Consider the following 23,776-nt stretch of genomic DNA (forward strand, 5'->3'; position numbering starts at 1 on the left):
GTTTTAAAAACAGCAAGGGAGAGCTTTTTTGATTGATTGGCATAATGATTATGATATAATGAACTAAAAATTTAAGGAATAAAGTAATGGATTATATAAATGATGCTGCCGGTAGCTACACTGCTATTCATGATTTTTTTCAAAACAACAGTGTTGGAGATTACAAAGTTCAATGCAATTATGGTGGGGTGCCGTATGCTACTGATGAGTACGTGCATTCTGGCGATAAATTTTGGAGTAATAATTTCATAGACTCACATTTTGGCAGGGAAATAAAAATGTATCCTCAAAGTGAACTTTTAGCTAAAGAATATGCTGGAAATACGTTGCCAGTTTCAATATCACTAGATAAGGATTTAATAAAAATGAAGGAATGTCAGAAAAAAACGAAATTTGTGGAACTAGAAAGGGAGTCAGGTGATTTAGTGCATGATAAGCAAAAGTATGTAAAGTGTTACACAACAAAGCTATCATATGATGATGTACATATTTACAATAACGATAAAGTTTCAACATTTAGCATAAAATACGACGTGCCAAATGATCCGAAATACAGTTTAAATATAACATTTACAAAGGTTAATGATAATAAACCAGGATTTTGGCAGAAATTTAAAAATATGTTTTAACGTGACCATTCACTGGTTTTTACTCAATCAACCAACAACAGTTAATATCAAATTTTTATAATTAAAAAATATGCTATTTTTTAAAACTTTCATTCTCCTTGACTCTGTCAACTTCACAAAACAACTCTTGGACCAAATGTATCTGGCATAACACCTTTTGGTAACTTGCTACTTCTTTTTTTCCGCATCTCCGACAACAGCCATTGATATTCCACTACATAAGGCTTGATTTTTGGTAAATCAACTTTTTTATGAATAATACTATGCTTCTCCTTAAATTGACCATTTACCCTAAACGCTATTAGCTTCCTTAAAATTTACATTAATGCCTATTTTGCCTAAACTGAAGCGTCTTTTCCAATTTTTTCTAGCATCAACTCAGCAGCTTTTTGTTCAGCAATCTTTTTACTAGAAGCGCATGCAGAAACTTTACCATAATCTTCTATGCAAACTGATATAGTAAATTCAGGATTGTGCGCTGGTCCAGTTTGTTTTACAAGCTCATACTCTGGTAAAGGCAATTTGTTTTTCTGAGTCCACTCTTGCAGTGAGGTTTTAGGATCTTGAGGGGGGTCAAGCATGCCTTTAGCTAGCTTTTCCCAATATTGGATAATAAATTTTTCAACATTTTCAAGCCCGCCATCAATATAAATTGCACCTATTAGTGCTTCAAGCGAGTTTTCTAAATTTTTTAAGTTACATCTCCCTCCATTGCAGCGTTCACTATTATTCATGATGATAAAGCTGCCTAATTTTATTTCTTTAGCAACATTAGCAATGGTGTTGCCACAAACTAAATCCGTCTTTCTTTTTGCCAATGCTCCTTCTTTTTCTTCAGGAAATAGTTTAAACAGTGTGGCAGATACAACCATATTCAAAACACTATCGCCCAAAAACTCTAGTCTTTCGTAGCTTACAATCTGGTTTTTGCTATTCCTTTTATTTACGCTTGGGTGAGTTAGTGCCTCTTCTAATATTGCATAATTTGTAAATTTATAATCAATGATCTTAGATATTGCATCATTCAAACTCTTCATACCAATTATTTAAAAGAAAAGCACTTTCTACCACCTTTATACCAGAGAATTAGTTTTATTTTATTAAAATAATACCACCAACTTCCAAAATTAATGTATACAACCCACCACCTCACTAATGTTACTAAATCCATCTCTCCTTATTAGTTCTGCAAGTTCTAGATTAATTTTGTTTACAACTTGAGGTCCGTGGTATATGAGAGCAGTGTACAACTGCACCAAAGAAGCTCCTGCCTTTATTTTTTTATATGCATCAGCACCACTTGAGATTCCTCCGCACCCTATCAATAATATTTTGCCCTTAGTAAATTTGTACATATCGCCCAATAACTCGGTTGAAAGTTTAAACAGCGGTTTGCCACTCAACCCACCACTCTCATTATGGTGAGAATGCAGATTATCTCTACTTACCGTAGTGTTGCTTACTGTTAATCCGTCAATCTTATATTCCAACGCAAGCTCAGCGATATTTTCTTTCGTTTGCTGATCTACATCTGGTGAGATTTTTAATATTATTGGTATGGATTTAGAATTATCAATTGATTTTCGGGTTAGAGTTACGGATTTCAACAATTCCGATAATTCTTGCTTATTGTGCAGATTGCGTAAATTAGGCGTGTTTGGGGATGAGATGTTCAGCACTATATAATTGCTCTTTCCATATACTATCTTTATTAAGTCAACATAATCGCTGATTTGGTCCTTTGATGTACTGTTTTTTCCTATGTTGATGCCAAAAATGCAGTCATCAAGCTTGGTTTCACCTATTTGTTTAAGAAAATAGTCTATTCCTTTATTGTTAAATCCCAATCTGTTAATTACCCCTTGATCTTTAATTAACCGAAAAATTCTTGGCTTTTTGTTTCCATATTGTGGATTACGAGTTACAGTACCAGTTTCAATAAACCCAAAACCAAATGAGAGCATAGGCCTTATAACTTCTGCATTCTTGTCAAAACCTGCAGCCAGACCTATGGGGCTTCTGAGCTTATTACCAAAAAAATTCACACTCAAAGATTCTGGTAGCTCTATAGGATTCTTATAAGGCATTTTCTTTAATGCCATAATTGCCAAAGAGTGAGCAACTTCGGGCGGTAGTAAAAATAGTAAATTACGTTTGTAAAACACTTTGCTTATTTTTAGTTTATTTTTTACCATGAAACGCTATAAGAGTATAACCATAACTTGAAAAGAAATTGATTTTACTATGGACAAGCTTTCTCTATAGGTTACACACTTAAAGCTACTGTTAACTTTTACAAGATATAGAGAATGAAAGAGGCCGGGACCGGAATTGAACCGGTATAAAAGGATTTGCAGTCCTCCGCATAAGCCATTCTGCCACCCAGCCGTTTTTTATGTGTAGATATCCATTATATCTTTTAGCATAGATAAAGCCTCCTCCCTTTTGCGTTGAAAAGTGTTACGTCCAATGATTGAACCATTACCGCCACCCTGCTTAATTTCTTTCGCTTCATTGTATATGTTATCTACTTCCTTCGATTCACCACCAGAAAAAACTACTATTCTTTTCCCTGCAAAACAAGACCTTTTAACATATTCAATTCTTTTAGATAATGATTCAATATTTTCTGTTTCTATTTTCTCCCTTTCCAAATATTTAGTTGGAAGTTTTACTTTTATTATATTAGCGCCAAGCAAAGCTGCTATGTGTGCAGCATAGGCAATAACATCAACTGCTGTTTCACCTTCTTTGGAAATCCCTTCACCGCGTGGATAAGACCATAGCACTACTGCAAGCCCGTAAGATTTGGCTTCAGCTATGATTCCACGGGCTTCCTCCATCATATCGAAACACTTAGCAGAACCAGGATATATAGTAAATCCGACAGCTAAGCAGCCCAAACGCAGCGCATCTTTCACAGAAGAGGTTATTGCCTGATCAGAGGTTAGATCCTTTAAATGTAAAGAGTTGGAACTATTAAGTTTCAAAATAAGTGGGAGCATTCCAGCATAAGTTGCAGCACCAGCTTCAATCATACCAAGTGGAGCAGCATATGCACTTACTCCCGAATCAACCGCAAGCTGAAAATGATAATGTGGGTCATAAGCATCAGGGTTAACTTCAAAACTTTTAATTGGACCATGCTCAAATCCTTGATCTACTGGCAGAATCACTAACTTGCCAGTGCCGCCAAGCTTTCCATGCATGAGAATACGAGTAAGATTTGCTTTTACCCCAGGGTTTTCACTTTCGTAGTAGCTTAGGACTTGTTTTACTTTATCACTTATCACTATAATTCAAATTGAATTTAAGTTATAGATTGTAACAAAGATGAAGTTCAATACAAGGATTTTAAACTATATCAAAAGCAATTTTATTTTCTACTTTATTCATATAGATTATTAATTTCTTTCCTTTTATTAATTTACGATTCAGTATTTCTTCCGCTAAGTAACTTTTTATCTCTTTTTCAATAAGTCTCTCTATCGGACGTGCTCCCATTTCCTTACTATAACCTGTTTGTGCAAGATAAGATTTCACTTCATCTTCTACCAAGCAGTTTATGCCTTTTTGCGTCAGCTGCTTTTTCAGTTCCTGAATAAATTTATCTACAATATGCAGAATTATATCCGCATTTAAGTCAGAAAAAGAAATAATCGCATCAAGACGATTACGAAATTCAGGGCTAAAAACCTGTTCTATCGCTTTTTCACTATCACCAGTGTTAAATTTTTTATGCCCAAAGCCAACAAAACTTTTGCTGCGTTCAGCTGCTCCTGCATTAGTTGTCATAATTAAGATTATATTGGAAAAGTTAACTTTACGTCCGTAAGTGTCTGTAACGCAACCATAATCCATAATTTGTAGCAATATATTATAGATATCGCTATGAGCCTTTTCAATTTCATCAAGCAGCACAACACTATATTGATTATTAGATACAGACTCTGTGAGTAATCCACCCTGATCATAACCTACATATCCAGGAGGAGAACCAATCATCCTTGATATCGTATGAGACTCAATATATTCGGACATATCAAAGCGTATAAGATTCATGCCCATGCTTTCTGCTAATTGTTTTGCTAGCTCGGTTTTACCAACACCGGTTGGCCCTGCAAAAAGATAATTTGCTAAAGGCTTATTGTAATTTCTCAACCCAGATTTAGCAATTTTAATAGAATTAACAAGAGATTCTATTGCCTGCTCTTGGCCAACAATCACCTTCTCTAGATTAGCTTTTAAAGACTTTACTTTCTGCAAATCATCAGATTCAGATCCGCAAGGCACATTTGTAATTCTAGTAATGGTATTCTTAATATCTCTACTATTTACAATTTTACCCCTGTTTCTTAGCAATTTACAATATGCCCCTGCCTCATCAATAACATCAACCGCTTTATCAGGTAATATTCGCCCAGTAATATACTTATGCGAAAGTTCAGCCGCAGACCTAATGGCATTCTTTGTATAATATACTCCATGATACCCTTCATAGTAGTGCTTTATACCATCTAGTATCTTTATCGTTTCGTTAACAGAAGATTCCTTAACATTAATTTTTTGAAACCTCCTCGCTAATGCTTTATCTTTTTCAAAACTATTGCTGTATTCTCTATATGTAGTTGCACCTATACAACGCAGTGTACCTCTTGCAAGCGCAGGTTTGAGTAGGTTACCTGCATCAAGAAAGCTACCACTTGTAGAACCTGCTCCAATGATAGTGTGTATTTCGTCAATAAAAAGGATAGCACCTGGTTTTGCCTCAATCGCTTTTATTATAGATTTTATTCTCTCTTCAAAATCACCTCTATAGCGTGTCCCTGCAAGGAGTGACCCTAAATCCAAAGCATAAATTATACTGGACCTGAGCGCACTTGGAACACTGTTTTCAATGATTTTGAGTACCAAACCCTCAACTATTGTGGTTTTGCCAACACCTGGATCTCCAACATATAAAGGGTTGTTTTTTCTACGCCTCAATAATATTTCTATAGTGCGATTTAATTCATAATCACGACCAATAACATAATCTATTTTTTTGCTTCTTGCATAGTCATTTAAATTTTTACAATAACTTTGTAGAATTTCCTCATCTTTTAGTAGCTCACCTTTATTTACTGTAGTAGGAGCATCATTATTTTTATCAAGTTTTACTTTATGATTAGTGGTGTATTCATCTATATCGTTAGAGTATTTCATGTTAGATATGTGGTAAATCAAATTGGAATCTTTCGCACTTTGTTTCTGCAATAGATCTTCAACGTATAAATCTTGCCCAGACAAAATTTCTACTAGAACACTTGCTCCATTTATTTCTTTTTTCCCCAAGCTATGAGCCCGTATTATTGCTCTGTGTATTATGCATTGAAACATTGAGCTAGGTTTAACTCCACTGATAATCAATTCAGAACTGCTTTGTAAAAACCCTTTTATATTATTATTATAATCATTAGCCTTAATATTGCATCTTGATAGAATGTTATCCATACTGATGATTTCATCGGCTCTGATATTACATCTTGATAAAACGTAATTTACATCCACGTCTTTAGTTAACGCCAGCAATAAATGTTCTACTTTCGCATATTTAAGATTAAAATTAGAAGCAATGAATAGTGCTCTATTCAAACTTGCCTCTAAGTTTTTGGAAATCATCTCCTATTCTCTTTAAAAGTGGGAACTCATATATAATGAATAGCACACAATTATTAAAAAAATTGAAATCCAGCAGTTCGCTGTAGCCAATTTGAATCCCACTCTGGATCTACGTCATAGCACCGCAATATCTCAGCATAGATTCCGCTAATGAGTAGCGGAATGACGAGTTTTACGCTTATCAAATTGTAGGTAAATCCTATTTAATACGCTTTTTCTAGTACTCTGCTTTTCTTCTTAAATGCATTGATCTTTTTTCTACCGTATTTAGTCTTTAACGTACTTGGCCTTTTAAAGACCTTTTTGCTGTTACGTTTTTTAAATTGCACACTACAATCAAAATTTAGCTCTCCTTCTTTGTCTGCCAGTGCAGGCAGTCTTCTCTTATCTTGAGGTGTAACAAAAGATAGCGCATACCCTTCAGCTCCAGCGCGTGCAGTTCTACCTATACGATGAATATAGTCAGCTTGCGATTGTGGTGCATCATAATTGATAACATGTTGAATGTGGGGAATATCAAGGCCGCGAGAAGCAACATCTGTTGCAACCATGATTTGATTACGGCCACGACGAAAAGAATTAATGACCCTTTCGCGCTTGTGCTGCCTTAAATCACCATGAATTGCTAAAGCGCTATAGTCATCTTTGTGCAATCTGTTAGCTAGCTGATCCGCTCCTCGCTTTGTTTTGACAAAGATAATGATTGATCCTTCGCGCTGACATAGTTGTGTAACAAGCTTTTCATATTTTTCTAATTCTGATGCATAAACAATTTCTTGCTTAATTTTTACAGAAGTTGTAACCTCACAATCAACAGAAATACGTTCTGGTCGATTAAGGTACTTCTCAGCAAGTTTTACTATATCTCCAGGAAGAGTTGCAGAAAACATAAGAGTTTGCCTTATTTTAGGCAAATGCTTCATAATTTCTTCAATCTGAACTCCAAAGCCCATATCAAACATACGATCCGTTTCATCAAGCACAAGAACGCTAACATTGCGAGTAATCAAAGTTTTACGCTCAATATGGTCTATAATACGACCAGGAGTACCTATTACAATTTGTGGTTTTTTCTGAAGCTGATTTAGCTGCCTAAAAATAGGCTCACCACCAATCAACAAAGCGACCCTTAGTGCAGAATTTTGAGATAAGAGTTTTCTTATCTCATTTGTTACCTGATGCGCAAGCTCTCTGGTTGGCACGATGACTAAAGCTGAACCAGTGTTAGGCTCATTCAGCAACTTAGCAACCAACGGAATAGCAAATGCTAAAGTTTTTCCAGTCCCCGTTTGAGCAGATCCGAGAATATCTTTACCTTGTAGCGCTAAGGGAATCGCTTGTATTTGAATCGGAGTTGGGACGAAAAGATTATTTTTATCTAGAGCTTGTCTAAGCGAAGCTGGGAGACCCATCTCATGAAAATTATTCACAATACGTTAATCCTGTTAAAAGACTTCATAATAGATTAATCTTCCAATCTTAAATTTATTGCAGATTTTTTATCTTCTCCGTTTCTACCGCGCTCCTCTTTAACCTCATAACTCACCCTTTCTCCTTTTATTCCCTTCTCTTTATTCTCTCCTTTAAGTGCCTCAGGTCTTATTCCCGAACGTTCCAATGTGCTAATATGTACAAAAACGTCACCCCCTTTACCTTCTGGCTTGATGAAACCATAGCCTTTTTCGGCATTAAACCATTTTACATTACCAAATTCCATTTAAACAACTCCTAAATTATTAACTAACATTACTAATGTGATGAAAAACTTTGAAATTACGATTGAGAATGCTTTAAGCTTAGCTATTGAAACTAAACCTTTATACTCCATAGTCTATTCTTAACATTACATGACAATAATACACAATTGTTGTACTTGATGCAAATAAATTTTTTAATCGTTAAGCGAACCTGCAACCGTCATTTCGCTAACTTTAATCGTTGGTGAATTAAATTGCCCACAAAAAGTTAGATCATCTGCAACGACTAAATTGCTAAACATATCCTTCAAATTGCTAGCAATGGTAATCTCATGTATTGGATACGTTATTTTTCCATTTTCTATAAAAAATCCGGAAGCGCCTTGGCTGTAATCGCCATTGATTAAATTGACACCAAAACCAAATAAATCAGTTACATATATTCCCTCTTTCACTTCCTGAATTAATTCTTCAAACGATACATCACCATTCTCAATGTAGAGGTTACTAGCTGCAGGAATAACTGCAGCATTACTTGCACGAGTTGCACTTCCGGTTGTTTCTGAGTCTAATTTTCTAGCCGAGTATAAGTCTAAAATCCAATTTTGTAATATTCCGTTTTTTACAAATATATTTTTCTTGCTAGTTATCCCTTCTCCATCAAATGGTCTCGATGCTATGCCTCTTGGCAACAATGGATCATCGATAATATTAATTCTATCGTTGAAAATCTGAGCGTTTAAACTACCCCTCAAGAAAGAACTGTTGCTTATAATACTGCTCCCATTTATAGCAGAAGCAAAACTTTTTACTAGCCCTTTTGCTGCTCTTTTTTCAAAAATAACTGGAAATTTACCAGTTTTCATTGTACGTGAATTCAATTGATCAACTGCTCTTTTTGCTGCTTCTTTTCCCATTAACTCTGGCAACTTTAAATCACTAAAATTACATGCTATATCATAATCGTAACCAACCTTCATTTCACTTTCTCTTCCAGCAACAACAGAGACCTGATTAGCAAAGGTTGATTTACTAAACGAGCCAATAAAACCAGAAACAGTCGATAATACTGTATTCACTAAAGCGTATGAAGAAGAGGCTCCTTCAGAATTAGTGATACTCTTATGTGCAAGGGCTGAATTTTCTGCAGCTTCAGCAATTTCTTTTAGGTTATCAACGGTTACAACATTATTATCTGAGATACTTAAATCTGCAGAAGAGATATAATTACTACCATTTACAGCAAAATTAATGCAAGGATCTTCTGGCGCATTCTTTGCCATTTCTACCACTTGGCTTACTGTATCACTCAGATTATTCAAATCGTTTGTAGAAATATACGCAGCTTTGTTTTTACCTGCTATAGCTCTGATTCCTACAGTGCAATTTTTAGATTGTGATATTTGCTCAATTTTTGATAGACGCTGAGAAACTGAAGTCTTATTAGTTTCATATATTGTAACTTCCGCATCTTGATTTTGCTTTTTTATTAGTTTAGTAATATCTGCTGCAATATTTAATATATTCATTTTCTATTCCTTAGATTTCTATAAAGATTCTGCACCACCTATAACTTCAATTAAATCAGTCGTAATCGCTGCTTGACGAGAACGATTATAAAGCAATGCTAATTTGTTCAGTATCTCTTTAGTGTTTCTGTTTGCTGATTCCATAGCAACCATTCTAGCACTATTCTCACTCGTTGCACTTTCAAGTAAAGCAGAGTAAAGAGCAATTACAACGTAATCTTGAACCAAAGATTTTAAAATAAATTCAATATTTTGTGGTTCATACTCATAGCCGTAATCTGTTGTTGGACCAGCCAGAGAGCTATCAATCAAGGATGAGTCTTTACTCCATGGTTTTATTGTTTCCAACATTGGTTTTTGCGTGAAGGTATTATAGAATTTACTATAAAAAACTTTAACTTTATCGTATTTACTTAAATCTATACCATCAACCAAAGCTTCTACGTGCTTTAACGTGATTCCCTTACTATTTTCAATTTTTAAGATACTTTTAGAGTCAAATCTATTTTTACCTACATCAAAAGCTTTTTTACCAAGAAATACAATATCTACTTTTTTGCCATTTGCGATTGACTTATTTACACGCTCTTGACTAAATTTGACAATAGAAGAGTTAAAGTTGCCGCACAAGCCACGATCAGACGCAATAATGAATACTAGGTAAGAACCGTCGTTACTGACATTTAGAATTTTTGCCAGTAATTCTTGATCAACTGATAGCATTAATGAAAAAATAATGTTATGCAGCTTAGATACATATAATTTTGAATTTAATAACTTCTTTTGGCTTTGTAACAACTTTGCTGCAGAAACCATTTGCATTATTTTCGTGGTTTTCTGTACAGACCTAATATTCTTAATTCTTAAGGATAATTCCTTTAAGCTCTTCATTTTGTATACAACCCTGATTTATTAAAATATATAACTGTTAGTGTCTAAAAGCAAGTTTTTTTGACATTAAAACCAAGTCTAGCTAAGAAACTTGCAGGTTTATTGTTTGGAGATAAGGATTATATTAAGAAAGTGCTCTAACTTCAGCAATATCAATGTGAAAGTAGCCTAATGGTAATTTCTACACTTTGTGGAATTTTATAATATATAATAAACACAATTAAAACTATTACAACTTGAACACTTATGATCCCATTGTTCTAGTTCCCTGTTACAATTTTTACATTTCCAGCCTGGATCAGGCAAAGCTTCTGAGCCCATCTTGTTTAGCCAATAAATTACCTTGTCGTGTTCTTGCAATGTAACCTTGAGTTGTATTACAATAAAGTAGATTGACATGTAATTAGCTTTTTTCATAGCAGTGTCTAAATATTGACTTGCAAGATCATATTTACCTGAACTCATTGAGGACAAAGCAAGTAAACAGTAACTAAAATAATAATCAGGGCGTAAGTTGTATAGTCTTTCAGCACCTTTACTATTTAAATTGATGTACATTTTAGCTGACTGAGGAGTAGGATTTACTGTATACTCTGCCTCTAGCACTGCAGAAGCTTTTCTGATTTTTCCAAGTTTAATATATAATTCTGCCTTTAAATAATTGATGGGCTGAAAAATTGCACTATAACGTTGTGCTCTAAATAAAGACTTTATAGCCTCCTTAAAATTTCCTTTACTTTCATATTGCTTTGCTAAAGCGCAATAAAACACTGCAAACATTTCTTTATGATCAAAGGGGAGAAAAATATTGGACTTAACTGCTTCCTTCAACCTCAAAATTGCATTAATCCAATCTTCTTTCAATATGCAATGCTCTATTTGAAAGGGAATAGATAGCATTTTATCGTTAATTGAACTAGAGCAATATTCTATAAATTTTTGAAAGACTACTTTTTCTTGTTTGAGGTGGACAATCAGCTTATTGGCTAGAAGTAGAGCTAAGTTACGATTTTTATTTGCAATATTTGTTAAACCGTTACTGAAAAAGCTGTAATTTCCCGTCTTACCTGAGTTAAAGAGCTTTATTAAAGACAACCTATCGCTCTCCTCACTCAGACTTTTAACTAGCTTTTGGGCATTCTCTATATTGTCTAAGTCTATGCTAAAGAAAGCTTCAAAGAGAAGCAATTCTTCCCTATCCCTTCTTCTATTTCTTATGTTGGCAAATGTTGATGAAATGGAGGAAAAAAAGCGTACAAGTGTAATTAATAAAAATAATAAAACTACACAAGTAAAAATAATGAAATATAGATCAATACTTATAGTGTAATTGCCTAATTCCAATTTTATTACTTCACCACTTACCTTGACCCATATACCAAATAAAAACGAAAAAGCGAAAATTATAAAATAAATCATGAGATATATTGTAATAAGTGATGATATATTGTTGAAATATTCTTAGAAGCTACAATAAAACCATTCAATTTATTCAGCCATGGCTTGAATTCTGAATGCGTTAAATTGCTTACTGTAACAGTTATATTTTGCCAATCATTATCATTTATTGACTCCTCAATTTCTGCGAATTTTACTCTTAATGGATCATTTCGGTCGTCTACCTTTATCCAGTTTGAAATGATTTTTTTAGACAATGTACTTTTGTTGTAATCGATAGTATCAATAGTTTTTTCAAAAGATAACTTCAATTCGTGTAAGGTATTTATCTCTTTCAAATTTTCTAATTCATCTACTGCATTTTCTATCTCTGGATCGTCAAGCTCTGATATCAAAGGCTTTATTGAATTTATATGGTTATCAAATTTTGCTTCTCGCAATAACGAATTCTTCATTTTAACCACAAGTAATAGCAATTTTGCAAGGTTCTTACATCTTGAGTTATTATCACCTTGCTCACATTGAGTATGCTGACTTCTCTTGAGGTCAAATATCTTTTTTTCTATTCTAGATTGATTAACTTCAAGCAACATTCTAAATTCATCCATGTTTTCCGTTAAAGCTTTCACATTGTTTTCACTCTCTTGCTGATTTATTTTTAAAAAGATTATGTTATTTATTGTGATGTAACCGGTAAATAACAATACAATTAAGAACCAACCTATGTACTTTTGCTGAGTATCATTCATAACGTAGTATCTCCGCAGGATCTTGTGCAGCTGCCTGCAACGCAGGAGCAATTGTCGCTAAAAATGATAAGAGTAACGCAAGTGCAGAAATATTTACTACGTCTTGGGGTACTAATATCACTGGCAAACTTGAAAAAAAGTATATCATAGGATCAAACAGCTTGACGTTAGTAATGTTTTCTAAAAACACTCTAATGCTTTCGATATTGAGAGAAAAAACGACACCTATAATACAGCCAAGACAAGTTCCCGTAAAACCGATTAATAGACCACAAGCGCAAAATATACGCATAATGCTTCCACTTGTTGCACCAAATGTACGCATAATTGCAATCGCGGATTTCTTTTCTTGCACTATCATCATTAAATTTGAGATAATATTAAACGCTGCTACAACTATAATCAAAGTGAGAATTAAAAACATCACATTTCTTTCAGTTTTTAAAGCACTAAAATAATGGCTTTGCTGTGATTGCCAACTTTCAGCTTCCATTCCTATTTCTTTTTCTATAGCATCTGCCAGCTTATCAGCTCTAGTAACGTCGTCTACAAGTACTTCTATATTTTTTATGCTATTTTTATAATTAAAAAAGGCTTGTGCTGATTTTAGAGGCATATATATCAAGGTATTATCATACTCAAACATACCCATATCAAATATTGCTATAACTTTATATTTTTTCATTCGCGGCATTTCACCAAGTAATGCATCAAATTCTTCAGATGATATAAACGTAATTTCGTCGCCATAGTCAATGTTCAAAACTTCTGCTAAGCGTGCTCCTATTATTATCCCTTCATCAAATTTTTTTACATCACCTATAATTACATTATTTGTAACGGCAGTACTATCAAGCAAATCTTTAGTTGACACACCTCGCACTACGCTACCTGCAATTTTACCATTTGCTACAATAATAACTTGATCATTGGTCATAGGAGTAGCTTTTAATATACCAGGAATTCTCTCAATAGATTTTGAAACTGCGTAGTAATCTGAATTTATGTTCCTATCAAAATAAACGTTAATATGGCCATCAATGCCAAGTATTGAGTCAAGCAACTTTGCTCTGAATCCGTTCATCACAGACATCACCACTATTAGTGTTGCAACTCCAAGGGCAATGCCGATAATAGAGAATAAAGTCATTATAGAGCAAAATCTGGCATTTCTTGCTCGCAAATAGCAAGCAGCCATAGTAATTTCAAAGGCAATGGACATTACAAAATATTTTGAGGTTAGACATTATATTTTTGAAACTTCGTATAATTGTAGACTTTTCTTTATTTAAAAACTAGAGATTTTTGCTTCCTTAAATTTAGCAGACTTATAGAGTATCTTTAACATTAGAATTTCAAAATCTTCCATATACATCATCCAACCTCACTATATCATTATCAGATAAATGCTCTCCTATCTGAAATTCAACTATTTCAAGTGGAGAGCTTGTGCTTTTATAACATAGAAAAAATCAAGAATATTATTGGGTTTATTCAATAAGTTATAATTCTTTCCTTCCATAATTTTCAAATTGTACAACTAGTTGCTTTACATTTACATCTGTGAGAAGAGCATTTTTGCTAACATGAGGTCTCGGATCAGATTTTGCTGATAAGGGATTCATCTGAGATATTTCATCCCTCATTGAAAATAAGCGAGATTGGGAAGCAACTTTTGGTGATGGCCTAGTTTTTTTCTCCACATCTATATTCACTTGTGCAACAGGAGGGGTCCTGCTTTCAATAGTTTGCGCATTAGGACTTTCTTTTGCTTGATTTTGTTTGAATTTTTTTCTTATCTCTTGTACTTTAATATCGATATTATAATTAATTTCTTTTTCCATAGAAGATACTACCATTTCTAGCTTTGTGCTTGATTTTTGATCAGTATGACCTAACTTTTTAAGTTTTAGTGGTAATTCAGGTTTATCTTTAGTTGATTTAGGAACAGTTCCTACTACTTTTGGTTTTTGTCTAACTTCTTGACCAGCAGTAAACATTTTTTTTGGCAATGGGGGTGCTATTGATGGTTTTGGCAATATTGGAGGTTTAGATTGTTGTTTTTGTTTAAGTTCTCTTTTTGCTTCCATATGTTCTTTAGGAACTGTTACATAAATTAGCTCTTCTCTAGGCGATTTTGAACTTTGTGAATTTTCTGTTAAAATTTTACTCTTCTTCTCTTGATAATTTGATATCTCTTTGTATCCAGGCTTTTCATCTAATGAATTTCCATGGCCTGAATCATTATAATTAACTTCTACTTGTCTATCTTCTTTTAGAAAACTGCGTTCTGGCTTTTCTGGAGCTATTGCAATATTTCCTCTTTCAACTTGCTCCAAACCTGAAATTTTACGATAAGCCTCTAGATATTCAAAGATTGTCATTGAAGTAGGAGGAGGTAATTTATCAATAAAACTACTTATATTCTTAACTGGAACATTTCTTCCCGAGATTCTATTCAATATTTCCTTTAATATCTTAAGACCTGATGGCTTTCCATTCATCAATTTTACATAATCAATTGAGTCACTACGTATAACAAACTTAGCTACATCTTCTGCCTTATCTGTAAAACGCTTTAATGCCTGAGATAAATCCCTTACCGTTTTATTATAATGTCTAATAGTTACTAACTCATCTCTTGCTTTTATAGCTTCTTTAAGGAAACCGAGATTTTCTCTATAATTGTCACTTTTAAATGGATCCTTCATATTAATTACAACTCATTATTTATTAAAATATGGGTATAGGTTTAAAATATTAAGATTTAGTAAATATTATTTTTTACATAAAGCAGCTATACCCATATTATAAATTGCCAACAAATGCATTTATGGCGTTACCATATTCTTCCATATACATCATCCAATCTCACTATATCATTATCAGATAAATGCTCTCCTATCTGAAATTCAACTATTTCAAGTGGAAAGCTTGTGCTTCTATTTTCAATCCTATGGGAAACTTCCCTTGGGATTTCTATCATATGGTCCTTTGCTATAGCATATTCTTTGTCTTCTAAACTAACATATCCAACTCCTGATAGCACTATATGGTATTCATCTCTATAGTGATGGAATTGCTTAGAAGTGCAGCTTAATGGATTGATAAAAAGATATTTTATAAGAAAATTTTCGCTCATTAAAATTATACTACAAAATCCCCATGGTTTAACTTCTTTCCTTATCACCTTTACTTTCTTAACTTTATGAATAAATGAAATTAGACTTTTGTTTGGTTGCTTACAAGCTCCACTCAATAAATTTTTATTACTTTCTGTCGTTGAAACTGGTTCTTTTTCTCTAATCACATGCTGAAATGATGCCGGTTCTTTACTAAACTTCTCACTCAATTCTAAAACTGAATTCCAAGTTCCAACATCCAACCAATCGAAATTAGCTTCTATCATTGCAACGTTTTTTGCTTTCTCCATCACCAAGTAATCAATGGATATGCCTTCAATTCCTGCAAAATCTCGTTGTTTTAAATACAGAAATCTCTCTTGCGGTGTGAAATATTTAAAACATAAATTGTAAAGATTCGGGGCAGATTTTTTAATCTCATCTATGTAGCGTTTTGCTTTAAACACAAATATTCCAGAGTTCCAATAATGATCGTTACTTAACTTACGCTCGGGCTTTTCTGTAAAATCTTTCACTATATGACATTTTTCTTTCTGATCATATACTGCATTTATATAGCCGTATTCAGAATTGAATTCATGAGGCTTAACCCCAAAAGTGACTATAGAGTTAGTTTCAGAGGCTAACTTAGACGCTTTTTGAGTAGAAGCATAAAAACTATTCAAATCACCTATAAAATGGTCTGAAGGCAGAATTAACATTGTCTCGTTTTCATTGCAGAGAAGTGCAGCAATTAATATTGCCGCTGCTGTTCCAATTTTCACTGGTTCGAAAATCACTTTATATTCTTGCAGTGCATGCAATTCCTCCATCACTAATGACTCGTACTGTATATTTGTAGCAATTATGGGCGGCATATAATCGCTTTTTAGCCTCAACAAAGTGTTGTGAAACATAGTGTTCTGACTAAATATTTTCTGAAATTGCTTTGGCTTAGATAAAGGCCAAAGTCTGCTACCACTACCACCACACAATACTACAGGGCGCATTTAGTTAAGATATTAATTAAATAATTAATATCTTATACTGAGGGCAAAATACATGCAAGTTTTTGTTGTGGAATAGTTAATAAAGAAAGTAAATGTTGATTTAAAGTAATTGCTAATGAGAGTGATCATGTGTAGCGCCTTGCCCTTGCTGTGAATTTCTTCTATTTTGTAATTCCTCAACATGACCTTTTCTTTTATCACTTAATATTTCATTACCCTTATTTTGTTCTTCCTCAGGACTCTTTAGTATTTCATTACTCTTGCTAACTTCTTTATCATCCCCTTGTTTCTTTGGCCTTCTAGCGTTAAGCTCATCCCATGTGCCCACTAGTGAATCACGATTCCCATGATCCGGCTTTAGCCTTTCTTCACCTTTAATAACATTAAAGTCACTTTTTGCTTCTTCCAAACATCCTTTCAGTTGGTGTTTCCACATGGTGTAGTAAGCATCACCATATTTTTTCTCATTTGCTACAAACAATAAAATTGGAGCCTTAAGTATGGTAGCTCCCATATCCACTAAATTTTTTACTGCCATTGCAGGAGTAAATAAAAGATAACCAAAAGACTTTGCAATTGGGTTTTGTTCGCTTATTAAATGCTCCCCTAACTTTATAGGAAGAGAAGTCAACAATTTAGTACAAACTTTAGCTAAACTTGTAGCAAAAACGATAGGAACAGATATAAGACTTTTATCTAGCTCTAGATTACCATTCTGATCTCTAATTTCTGAAAAATGGGTGCTTAGCTTCTTGTAATCACTAGTGTATAATAATTCTCCATTTCTTCCTTTTTCATCAACAACTTCCTGAACTTTACCTTCTTTATTTTTTACCTCTTTAGTTAGCACAGAAGAATTAGTTAATTCAAATGGATATTGAGGATCCTTAGTTTTTTCAGCTTCAAAAATTGGCACGTGTTTTTTCAAATCTATTCTCGAAAAGCCTAATGGCTCAAAATATGACTTATGCAACTCATTTATCGGAATTTGCTTACCCTGATTGTCTATATAATTGATAGTAAAATAAGATCTATCATTATCTTTATCTTTGGTAACTAAAGATAATCTGAAACTTGGTTGTTCTCCATTCTCATCTTTTTGACCATACAAAAGTTTATAGGTTGGATTTTTATCTTTATCTAGTATAGCATTTCCATGCATATCCCTGTTTTCTATGATTTTAGCAGACTGTACAATTTGATCATAATTTTTTGGATACTGGCATTTCCTTCCATCATACATCATTACCTTTCTAAGGTCTTCGACGTAAACTTGAGATTCAGGTGAAGTAAGCAGACCTTTTGCTTTAAGTGTAAGATCTATTGCTCCCTTTTTTAATGCTTCAAACATATTGTCAAACCAAAATCGCTATAATGCTATAGTTCAATAATAAAACTAGTACACTAATAATATATTAACACAGCACCGGTGATTTTACAAGAAAATATGCCTGTAGAAGATAAAGATTGTAAAAGCGAGGGTTATATAAGTAATGCTTGATAAGTACTTTATGCATGTAATTGTAAAAATCCTCAAAGGTACGCTGTGTATATAATCTTCGCATACTACCTGCATTCCAAGAACTGCGTGCCAAAAAATGCAAAACAACAATACAACAAAAAATAAAAGCTCTAGAGGGTGATTAATAAATTTTTCACTAAAAGACAAAGAGCTATCAGTATAAAATGTGCAAGAAAATGAATAGATAAACCAAGGAAACAGGAACAGTAAAATTACCGCAGAAACACGCTGAACCCACCAATGATGTACTGAATTTCCAGACTGACTCATATAAACATAAATAAAAAAGCCATAGTAGAAAGAAGTAGCGTTACTGTCAGCAGTATAGCACTCCTTGAAACGCCAGTAATTTCTAAATTAAGCCCAACATCCCACAATAAATGACGAATACCATTAAGAAAATGATATACAAAACTTATAAAACATAAGACATAAGCTAATTTAGCAACAGGAGTGAATAATAATGCATTTAAGTACCTTACTATAAGTAACTCAGGAAAGTAAACATGTAATATGAAATACCAAGAAAGTATCATTAATAAAAGGAATAGCAAGATACCAGTCAATCTATGCATAATAGAGAAAAAACTAGTAACTTGTACTTTATATATTTGTAAATGTGGAGAAAGAGGTCTATCACTCATAAAATTCCGTTATCGGGAAATTAAAATAAAGTAGAAGTAAAGACAGCAGTATAGCACATAACAACACCATCATTAAAAATGGTAAATTATGTGCAAAGCCTAAGGAGGTAATCCAGCTGCAGATTCCCCTACTGCTACCTTGTTACGACTTCACCCCAGTCACTGATCCCACTTTAAATAACTCCCTCCTTGCGGTTAGGTCGTTAGCTTCGAGTGAAACCAATTCCCATGGCGTGACGGGCAGTGTGTACAAGACCCGAGAACGTATTCACCGTGGCGTGCTGATCCACGATTACTAGCGATTCCAACTTCATGCACTCGAGTTGCAGAGTACAATCCGAACTGAGATGGCTTTTAAGGGATTAGCTTAGCCTCGCGACTTTGCAGCCCATTGTAGCCACCATTGTAGCACGTGTGTAGCCCACTCCATAAGGGCCATGATGACTTGACATCATCCCCACCTTCCTCCAGTTTATCACTGGCAGTTTCCTTAAAGTCCCCAGCATTACCTGATGGTAACTAAGGATGAGGGTTGCGCTCGTTGCGGGACTTAACCCAACATCTCACGACACGAGCTGACGACAGCCATGCAACACCTGTGTGAAACCCGGCCGAACCGACCCTATCCCTTCGAATAGGTATAATTTCCATGTCAAGGAGTGGTAAGGTTTTTCGCGTTGCATCGAATTAAACCACATGCTCCACCGCTTGTGCGGGTCCCCGTCAATTCCTTTGAGTTTTAATCTTGCGACCGTAGTCCCCAGGCGGAATGTTTAACGCGTTAGCTGTAATACAGAAAGTAAAACTTCCCATATTTAACATTCATCGTTTACAGCGTGGACTACCAGGGTATCTAATCCTGTTTGCTCCCCACGCCTTCGCGCCTCAGCGTCAGATTTGAACCAGATAGACGCCTTCGCCACTGGTGTTCCTCCTAATATTTACGAATTTCACCTCTACACTAGGAATTCCTCTATCCTCTTTCAATCTCTAGATTAGCAGTTTTAAAAGCAATTCCAAGGTTGAGCCTTGGGATTTCACTTTTAACTTACTAATCCGCCTACGCGCCCTTTACGCCCAATAATTCCGAATAACGCTAGCCCTCTCCGTATTACCGCGGCTGCTGGCACGGAGTTAGCCAGGACTTCTTCTGTGAGTACCGTCATTATCTTCCTCACTAAAAGAGCTTTACAACCCAAAGGCCTTCTTCACTCATGCGGCATGGCTGGATCAGGCTTTCGCCCATTGTCCAATATTCCCCACTGCTGCCTCCCGTAGGAGTCTGGACCGTATCTCAGTTCCAGTGTGGCTGATCATCCTCTCAGATCAGCTATAGATCATTGCCTTGGTAGGCTATTACTCCACCAACTAGCTAATCTAATATAGGCTCATCTAATAGCAATAAATTTTTCCCCCGTAGGGCGTATACGGTATTAGTTGCCGTTTCCAACAATTATTCCGTACTACTAGGTAGATTCCTATACATTACTCACCCGTCTGCCACTAAGTTATACCATAGCAAGCTACAATATAACTCCGTTCGACTTGCATGTGTTAGGCCTGCCGCCAGCGTTCATTCTGAGCCAGGATCAAACTCTCAAATTTAGACTTCAACCTATAAAAGGTTGAGGGTACATCGGATAAATCCGACAAAAAATAATTTAGCTTAATACTGCTGTCTTTATTTCTACTTTAGAAATATTTTAATCTCCAACTATTCAAACAACTTTAAGAATATTATTATGTGATATAATCACTATGTCAATATGTTTTTGCAAATCAAAAGCATTAATGTATAAATATATAACTATTTGGAATATTACCATGAAAAAATACATCTTTCTGCTTGCACTCGCGCCAATGTTAGTTGGCATCACATTATACTTATTGCGCAACATTGATAACACAAAACAATCTATAACTGCAGGTGACAAGTTTTACGAAGTATTATTCTTAAAAAAAGATAATAAGCCGCTGCTAGAAGAAATAGATTCAAATTGGGAGTATTTAGCAAATTTTGAACGCGCATTCAATCATATCTCAGATTCAATGCCAACAGACACAGCATCTATTTATAATGATTTGGCAGATGATAAAGATGCTCCTAATGTTTTGCGTGAGTTAGCACAATATTTAGAAGTAATGAGCTTACTTCACTCCAACGGTGAAAAAATAAATAAAGATAAAATTGATAATTTAGAATCAAGTGCAGTGTATCCTTATTCAAGCCAAGAAGCTATCGCTGTAGTAAAGATACACAATAACGACATTAAAGGTGCAACTGAAGTATTGCGTTCCCTATTAAATGACAGAAAATGCCCTACTCTAATAAAGGCTAATGCACAAGAACTACTCCGGATATATGGGAGTTAACTCATTGGACTTTTTGCATAGCTTTTGGCAGCGCATTGGATGAAACGAAAAACTTCCTTGACAAGCCTCGCCAGCTCCCTTATCATAAAACTGAAGCTATTTATTTATCTTCGCAATCTGTGCAGGTTAATGACAAAAAACTTAGGGTATTTGGCGTCTCATGTTTAATTTTTCGCACTACGTGCATCGCATGTCTTTAAAAATTTCTGGGTTTTTACCTATATAAGCCGAAACGCGCTTACAAAGCGTTTAAGACAGCAAAAAACGTCAAATTGACAAGGGAGAATTTGAATGCTAGCTACTACGGGGTTTCTTTGCCTTTTTTCCTGCTTAGTAAATTTCTTAAACACTTGCGGTGTAGGTTAGTTGCAAGTTAAAAGCAGCTAAATCGCTCTTAATCAAGCGTTTTAGAATAAAAAAAACGCCGATATTTTAGTACATGGTAAATAGCCAACCACCACGGGGTTTCTTTTGCCTTTTTTTTCATTTGGTAAATTTTTTAAATATTTATGGCTAAAGATTGCACGAATGTTGCAATTACAAAAACGATTTCTACTAGGGTATCACGCACTGGGATGACACCATTCTTTTTCCTGGATCCAAGTAGTCAGGGCACTGGGATGACAGCTACCCTGACAATCGTCACCCCGCTGCTTGTTAGCGGATACCGCGGCGGTATGACGTAGAAGTTATACTTTTATGCTTACCAACTTAATAAAATTCCTGGATTCCAGTGTCAGCTACTTTCATGACACCAACAGTTGATATTGGTTTGTTGCTTTGCTAGCCAACTACTAGCTATGCCTCAAGTTTCCTATTCAAAATTTTCAATATCAAATCCAATTCATTTGGATTATCATACCGTATCATAACTTTACCCTTAGAATTGTTGTCATTAATTTTGATCTTTAAACCAAGTTGAGAAGATATAGCGCCTTCTATTACTGTCATATCTTGATTTCTAGTATATCTCTGCTCTTTTTGATTGTTGTTTTGATGTAGGTCCTTTATCAGTTTTTCAGTTTGTCTAACGCTTAAGCCCTGAGAAACTATTTTTTCTGCAATACTTTCCGCATTTTCAACATTAATCAACGCTCTTGCATGACCCATAGACAATTTTTTCTCATTGATCATTGTTTTCACCCTATCAGGGAGCAACAACATCCGAATCATATTGGTTATGTGGCTGCGGCTTTTGCCTATAGCTGAAGCTAATTCCTCATGTGTATAGAAAAACTCATCTATCAGTTTTCTGTAAGCTTCACCTTCCTCTATTGGATTAATATCTTGCCTTTGTATGTTTTCAATAATGGATACTTCCAAGCATTCCTTGTCGCTCAGATCTTTTATGATAACCGGTGCACTATCAAGATTTGCAATCTTGCTTGCTCGCCAACGACGTTCTCCAGCTATTATTTCATAACCATCATCATTTGAATCTTTGCGTACCACGATAGGCTGTATAATGCCACTTTTCTTTATCGAATTTGCAAGTTCTCTTAATGACTCCTCGTCAAAATGTTTCCTCGGTTGAAATTTGCTTGGGTGCAGTAATGAAATAGGCAAATGCTCTTGTCGATCTTCTTTATTATCATAATTATCGCCTATGAGGCCGGCAAGACCTCTGCCGAGGCGTCTATCATCCTTCATACTACGCCCTCGCTTACTAGTTTCTTCTCCTTACAACTGCTCGCGTGCTTTTTTAAAATTTCCCTTGCCAAACTTATATATGCTTGTGCACCAGGACACTTAAGATCATACACAATAGCGGGTTTTCCATGAGAAGGCGCTTCTGATAACCGTACGTTACGTGGAATAACAGTCTCATACAATGGGATGATAGTTTTGTATACTTTATCATTTAAATACTGGCAAATATCGTTTTTAATCTGTTCACTGAGTTTGTTGCGCCTGTCATACATTGTTAACACTATCCCTTCTATTGCCAAAAAAGGGGTTAGGTTATTCCTTTTTATTAGCTCCACAGTTTTAACTAAATGGCTTAATCCTTCCAGAGCAAAAAATTCACACTGAAGAGGAACAATAATAGAATTAGCAGCAGTCAAAGCATTTATGGTCAGAAGCCCAAGTGATGGAGGGCAATCGATGATTATATACTCATAATTATCGCGTATCTTCTCCAATGCGCTTTTTAGTACGAATTTTCCTCGCTCAAGTTGCGATAATTCAATTTCTGCAGCTGACAAATCAACTACTGACGAAATTAGCGATAAATTCGGAATTTCCTTTATATTGAAAATTGCCGATTCTATCAATTTATTTTCGCTGCTTAGTAGTATTTTGTATATGTTTTTTTCTTCCCTACTACGATAAGAAATCCCGAGTCCGGTGCTAGCATTTCCTTGAGGATCAAGATCTACCAATAAAGTGCTTTTTCCCACAGCAGCAAAGGCTGTCGACAAATTTATACTAGTTGTGGTTTTGCCAACTCCACCCTTTTGATTTACTATTGCAATAATCTTGCTCACGCCTTTTATCTTATGTATAAAATAATTCTATTGTATATATGCAAGAAACTTTTGCATTAGAA

General features: G+C 34.8%; 21 protein-coding genes, 1 tRNA gene and 1 rRNA gene. 3 read left to right on the forward strand and 20 right to left on the reverse strand.

Annotated features, from left to right (window positions below; translation table 11 throughout):
* Positions 1 to 86: 86 nt before the first annotated feature.
* Complete coding sequence (locus tag ABWU48_RS05680) at positions 87 to 629, forward strand: hypothetical protein (RefSeq protein ID WP_209473313.1); 543 nt, start codon at positions 87 to 89, stop codon at positions 627 to 629.
* A 338-nt stretch (positions 630 to 967) separates the two neighbouring features.
* Here ABWU48_RS05680 and rnc read toward each other — a convergent pair whose 3' ends face one another.
* From rnc to ABWU48_RS05775, 18 genes are all read right to left on the reverse strand, one after another.
* Positions 968 to 1,666, reverse strand: coding sequence for a ribonuclease III (gene rnc / locus ABWU48_RS05690; protein WP_006279914.1), 699 nt, complete (start codon positions 1,664 to 1,666; stop codon positions 968 to 970).
* 90 nt (positions 1,667 to 1,756) lie between these two features.
* Complete coding sequence (locus ABWU48_RS05695; RefSeq protein ID WP_007548704.1) at positions 1,757 to 2,824, reverse strand: quinone-dependent dihydroorotate dehydrogenase; 1,068 nt, start codon at positions 2,822 to 2,824, stop codon at positions 1,757 to 1,759.
* Between the two features lie 121 nt (positions 2,825 to 2,945).
* Positions 2,946 to 3,017 (reverse strand) — tRNA-Cys (locus ABWU48_RS05700).
* A gap of 5 nt (positions 3,018 to 3,022) precedes the next feature.
* A complete protein-coding gene (locus ABWU48_RS05705; protein ID WP_353288521.1) occupies positions 3,023 to 3,919 on the reverse strand; it encodes a class I fructose-bisphosphate aldolase in 897 nt (298 codons plus the stop codon).
* A 64-nt stretch (positions 3,920 to 3,983) separates the two neighbouring features.
* Positions 3,984 to 6,290, reverse strand: a complete 2,307-nt coding sequence (locus tag ABWU48_RS05710; protein ID WP_353288345.1) for an AAA family ATPase — start codon at positions 6,288 to 6,290, stop codon at positions 3,984 to 3,986.
* Between the two features lie 203 nt (positions 6,291 to 6,493).
* Entirely contained in the window at positions 6,494 to 7,702 is a 1,209-nt protein-coding gene (locus tag ABWU48_RS05715) for a DEAD/DEAH box helicase (RefSeq protein ID WP_353288346.1), read from the reverse strand.
* Positions 7,703 to 7,755: 53 nt separating this feature from the next.
* Positions 7,756 to 8,007, reverse strand: coding sequence for a cold-shock protein (locus tag ABWU48_RS05720; RefSeq protein WP_006279919.1), 252 nt, complete (start codon positions 8,005 to 8,007; stop codon positions 7,756 to 7,758).
* Positions 8,008 to 8,181: 174 nt separating this feature from the next.
* Complete coding sequence (locus tag ABWU48_RS05725; protein ID WP_010081974.1) at positions 8,182 to 9,516, reverse strand: TldD/PmbA family protein; 1,335 nt, start codon at positions 9,514 to 9,516, stop codon at positions 8,182 to 8,184.
* Positions 9,517 to 9,534: 18 nt separating this feature from the next.
* Complete coding sequence (gene atpG / locus ABWU48_RS05730) at positions 9,535 to 10,407, reverse strand: ATP synthase F1 subunit gamma (protein WP_010081973.1); 873 nt, start codon at positions 10,405 to 10,407, stop codon at positions 9,535 to 9,537.
* Positions 10,408 to 10,605: 198 nt separating this feature from the next.
* On the reverse strand, positions 10,606 to 11,826 hold the full coding sequence (locus tag ABWU48_RS05735; RefSeq protein ID WP_007548692.1) for a hypothetical protein: 1,221 nt from the start codon (positions 11,824 to 11,826) through the stop codon (positions 10,606 to 10,608).
* Positions 11,823 to 12,554, reverse strand: coding sequence for a hypothetical protein (locus ABWU48_RS05740; protein WP_038250643.1), 732 nt, complete (start codon positions 12,552 to 12,554; stop codon positions 11,823 to 11,825). Before ABWU48_RS05740 ends, ABWU48_RS05735 begins: the two co-directional genes overlap by 4 nt.
* Positions 12,547 to 13,776, reverse strand: coding sequence for a lipoprotein-releasing ABC transporter permease subunit (locus tag ABWU48_RS05745; RefSeq protein WP_070357005.1), 1,230 nt, complete (start codon positions 13,774 to 13,776; stop codon positions 12,547 to 12,549). The genes ABWU48_RS05740 and ABWU48_RS05745 overlap by 8 nt, the downstream gene beginning before the upstream one ends.
* A gap of 280 nt (positions 13,777 to 14,056) precedes the next feature.
* Entirely contained in the window at positions 14,057 to 15,265 is a 1,209-nt protein-coding gene (locus ABWU48_RS05750; protein ID WP_353288347.1) for a hypothetical protein, read from the reverse strand.
* Between the two features lie 128 nt (positions 15,266 to 15,393).
* Positions 15,394 to 16,686: a sugar phosphate nucleotidyltransferase gene (locus ABWU48_RS05755; RefSeq protein ID WP_264705838.1), complete on the reverse strand. Its 1,293-nt coding sequence runs from the start codon at positions 16,684 to 16,686 to the stop codon at positions 15,394 to 15,396.
* Between the two features lie 112 nt (positions 16,687 to 16,798).
* Positions 16,799 to 18,037 carry a hypothetical protein gene (locus ABWU48_RS05760; RefSeq protein ID WP_149168777.1) on the reverse strand — a complete coding sequence of 413 codons (1,239 nt, stop codon included), beginning with the start codon at positions 18,035 to 18,037 and terminating at the stop codon, positions 16,799 to 16,801.
* An 84-nt stretch (positions 18,038 to 18,121) separates the two neighbouring features.
* Entirely contained in the window at positions 18,122 to 18,478 is a 357-nt protein-coding gene (gene sdhD, locus ABWU48_RS05765; protein ID WP_010963113.1) for a succinate dehydrogenase, hydrophobic membrane anchor protein, read from the reverse strand.
* Positions 18,475 to 18,852 carry a succinate dehydrogenase, cytochrome b556 subunit gene (gene sdhC / locus ABWU48_RS05770; protein ID WP_010963112.1) on the reverse strand — a complete coding sequence of 126 codons (378 nt, stop codon included), beginning with the start codon at positions 18,850 to 18,852 and terminating at the stop codon, positions 18,475 to 18,477. Before sdhC ends, sdhD begins: the two co-directional genes overlap by 4 nt.
* Before the next feature lie 100 nt (positions 18,853 to 18,952).
* A 16S ribosomal RNA gene (locus ABWU48_RS05775) occupies positions 18,953 to 20,457 on the reverse strand.
* Between the two features lie 153 nt (positions 20,458 to 20,610).
* Between ABWU48_RS05775 and ABWU48_RS05780 the strand changes: the two genes are divergently transcribed.
* The gene (locus tag ABWU48_RS05780) at positions 20,611 to 21,225 is read left to right on the forward strand and encodes a hypothetical protein (protein WP_264705839.1); all 615 of its coding nucleotides are present in this window, start codon (positions 20,611 to 20,613) and stop codon (positions 21,223 to 21,225) included.
* A 509-nt stretch (positions 21,226 to 21,734) separates the two neighbouring features.
* Entirely contained in the window at positions 21,735 to 21,911 is a 177-nt protein-coding gene (locus ABWU48_RS05785; protein ID WP_179943664.1) for a hypothetical protein, read from the forward strand.
* Positions 21,912 to 22,023: 112 nt separating this feature from the next.
* On the opposite strand, the gene ABWU48_RS05790 is transcribed toward ABWU48_RS05785, so the two are convergent.
* Complete coding sequence (locus ABWU48_RS05790; RefSeq protein ID WP_006279814.1) at positions 22,024 to 22,875, reverse strand: ParB/RepB/Spo0J family partition protein; 852 nt, start codon at positions 22,873 to 22,875, stop codon at positions 22,024 to 22,026.
* On the reverse strand, positions 22,872 to 23,714 hold the full coding sequence (locus ABWU48_RS05795) for a ParA family protein (RefSeq protein WP_038199588.1): 843 nt from the start codon (positions 23,712 to 23,714) through the stop codon (positions 22,872 to 22,874). The genes ABWU48_RS05790 and ABWU48_RS05795 overlap by 4 nt, the downstream gene beginning before the upstream one ends.
* Between the last annotated feature and the right edge of the window lie 62 nt (positions 23,715 to 23,776).

The sequence above is a fragment of the Wolbachia endosymbiont (group A) of Tromatobia lineatoria genome (assembly GCF_964028565.1).
Classification (GTDB): domain Bacteria; phylum Pseudomonadota; class Alphaproteobacteria; order Rickettsiales; family Anaplasmataceae; genus Wolbachia; species Wolbachia pipientis.

What these genes read in the sequence shown, in the direction of transcription:
- ABWU48_RS05790 (WP_006279814.1), bottom strand. Translation starts at nt 22,875, where the DNA reads ATGAAGGATGATAGACGCCTCGGCAGAGGTCTTGCCGGCCTCATAGGC.
- ABWU48_RS05735 (WP_007548692.1), bottom strand. Translation starts at nt 11,826, where the DNA reads ATGATTTATTTTATAATTTTCGCTTTTTCGTTTTTATTTGGTATATGG.
- ABWU48_RS05750 (WP_353288347.1), bottom strand. Translation starts at nt 15,265, where the DNA reads ATGAAGGATCCATTTAAAAGTGACAATTATAGAGAAAATCTCGGTTTC.
- ABWU48_RS05780 (WP_264705839.1), top strand. Translation starts at nt 20,611, where the DNA reads ATGTCAATATGTTTTTGCAAATCAAAAGCATTAATGTATAAATATATA.
- ABWU48_RS05755 (WP_264705838.1), bottom strand. Translation starts at nt 16,686, where the DNA reads ATGCGCCCTGTAGTATTGTGTGGTGGTAGTGGTAGCAGACTTTGGCCT.
- rnc (WP_006279914.1), bottom strand. Translation starts at nt 1,666, where the DNA reads ATGAAGAGTTTGAATGATGCAATATCTAAGATCATTGATTATAAATTT.
- atpG (WP_010081973.1), bottom strand. Translation starts at nt 10,407, where the DNA reads ATGAAGAGCTTAAAGGAATTATCCTTAAGAATTAAGAATATTAGGTCT.
- ABWU48_RS05710 (WP_353288345.1), bottom strand. Translation starts at nt 6,290, where the DNA reads ATGATTTCCAAAAACTTAGAGGCAAGTTTGAATAGAGCACTATTCATT.
- sdhC (WP_010963112.1), bottom strand. Translation starts at nt 18,852, where the DNA reads ATGAGTGATAGACCTCTTTCTCCACATTTACAAATATATAAAGTACAA.
- ABWU48_RS05785 (WP_179943664.1), top strand. Translation starts at nt 21,735, where the DNA reads ATGGCTAAAGATTGCACGAATGTTGCAATTACAAAAACGATTTCTACT.
- ABWU48_RS05745 (WP_070357005.1), bottom strand. Translation starts at nt 13,776, where the DNA reads ATGTCCATTGCCTTTGAAATTACTATGGCTGCTTGCTATTTGCGAGCA.
- ABWU48_RS05715 (WP_353288346.1), bottom strand. Translation starts at nt 7,702, where the DNA reads ATGGGTCTCCCAGCTTCGCTTAGACAAGCTCTAGATAAAAATAATCTT.
- ABWU48_RS05695 (WP_007548704.1), bottom strand. Translation starts at nt 2,824, where the DNA reads ATGGTAAAAAATAAACTAAAAATAAGCAAAGTGTTTTACAAACGTAAT.
- sdhD (WP_010963113.1), bottom strand. Translation starts at nt 18,478, where the DNA reads ATGAGTCAGTCTGGAAATTCAGTACATCATTGGTGGGTTCAGCGTGTT.
- ABWU48_RS05740 (WP_038250643.1), bottom strand. Translation starts at nt 12,554, where the DNA reads ATGAATGATACTCAGCAAAAGTACATAGGTTGGTTCTTAATTGTATTG.
- ABWU48_RS05760 (WP_149168777.1), bottom strand. Translation starts at nt 18,037, where the DNA reads ATGTTTGAAGCATTAAAAAAGGGAGCAATAGATCTTACACTTAAAGCA.
- ABWU48_RS05680 (WP_209473313.1), top strand. Translation starts at nt 87, where the DNA reads ATGGATTATATAAATGATGCTGCCGGTAGCTACACTGCTATTCATGAT.
- ABWU48_RS05725 (WP_010081974.1), bottom strand. Translation starts at nt 9,516, where the DNA reads ATGAATATATTAAATATTGCAGCAGATATTACTAAACTAATAAAAAAG.
- ABWU48_RS05720 (WP_006279919.1), bottom strand. Translation starts at nt 8,007, where the DNA reads ATGGAATTTGGTAATGTAAAATGGTTTAATGCCGAAAAAGGCTATGGT.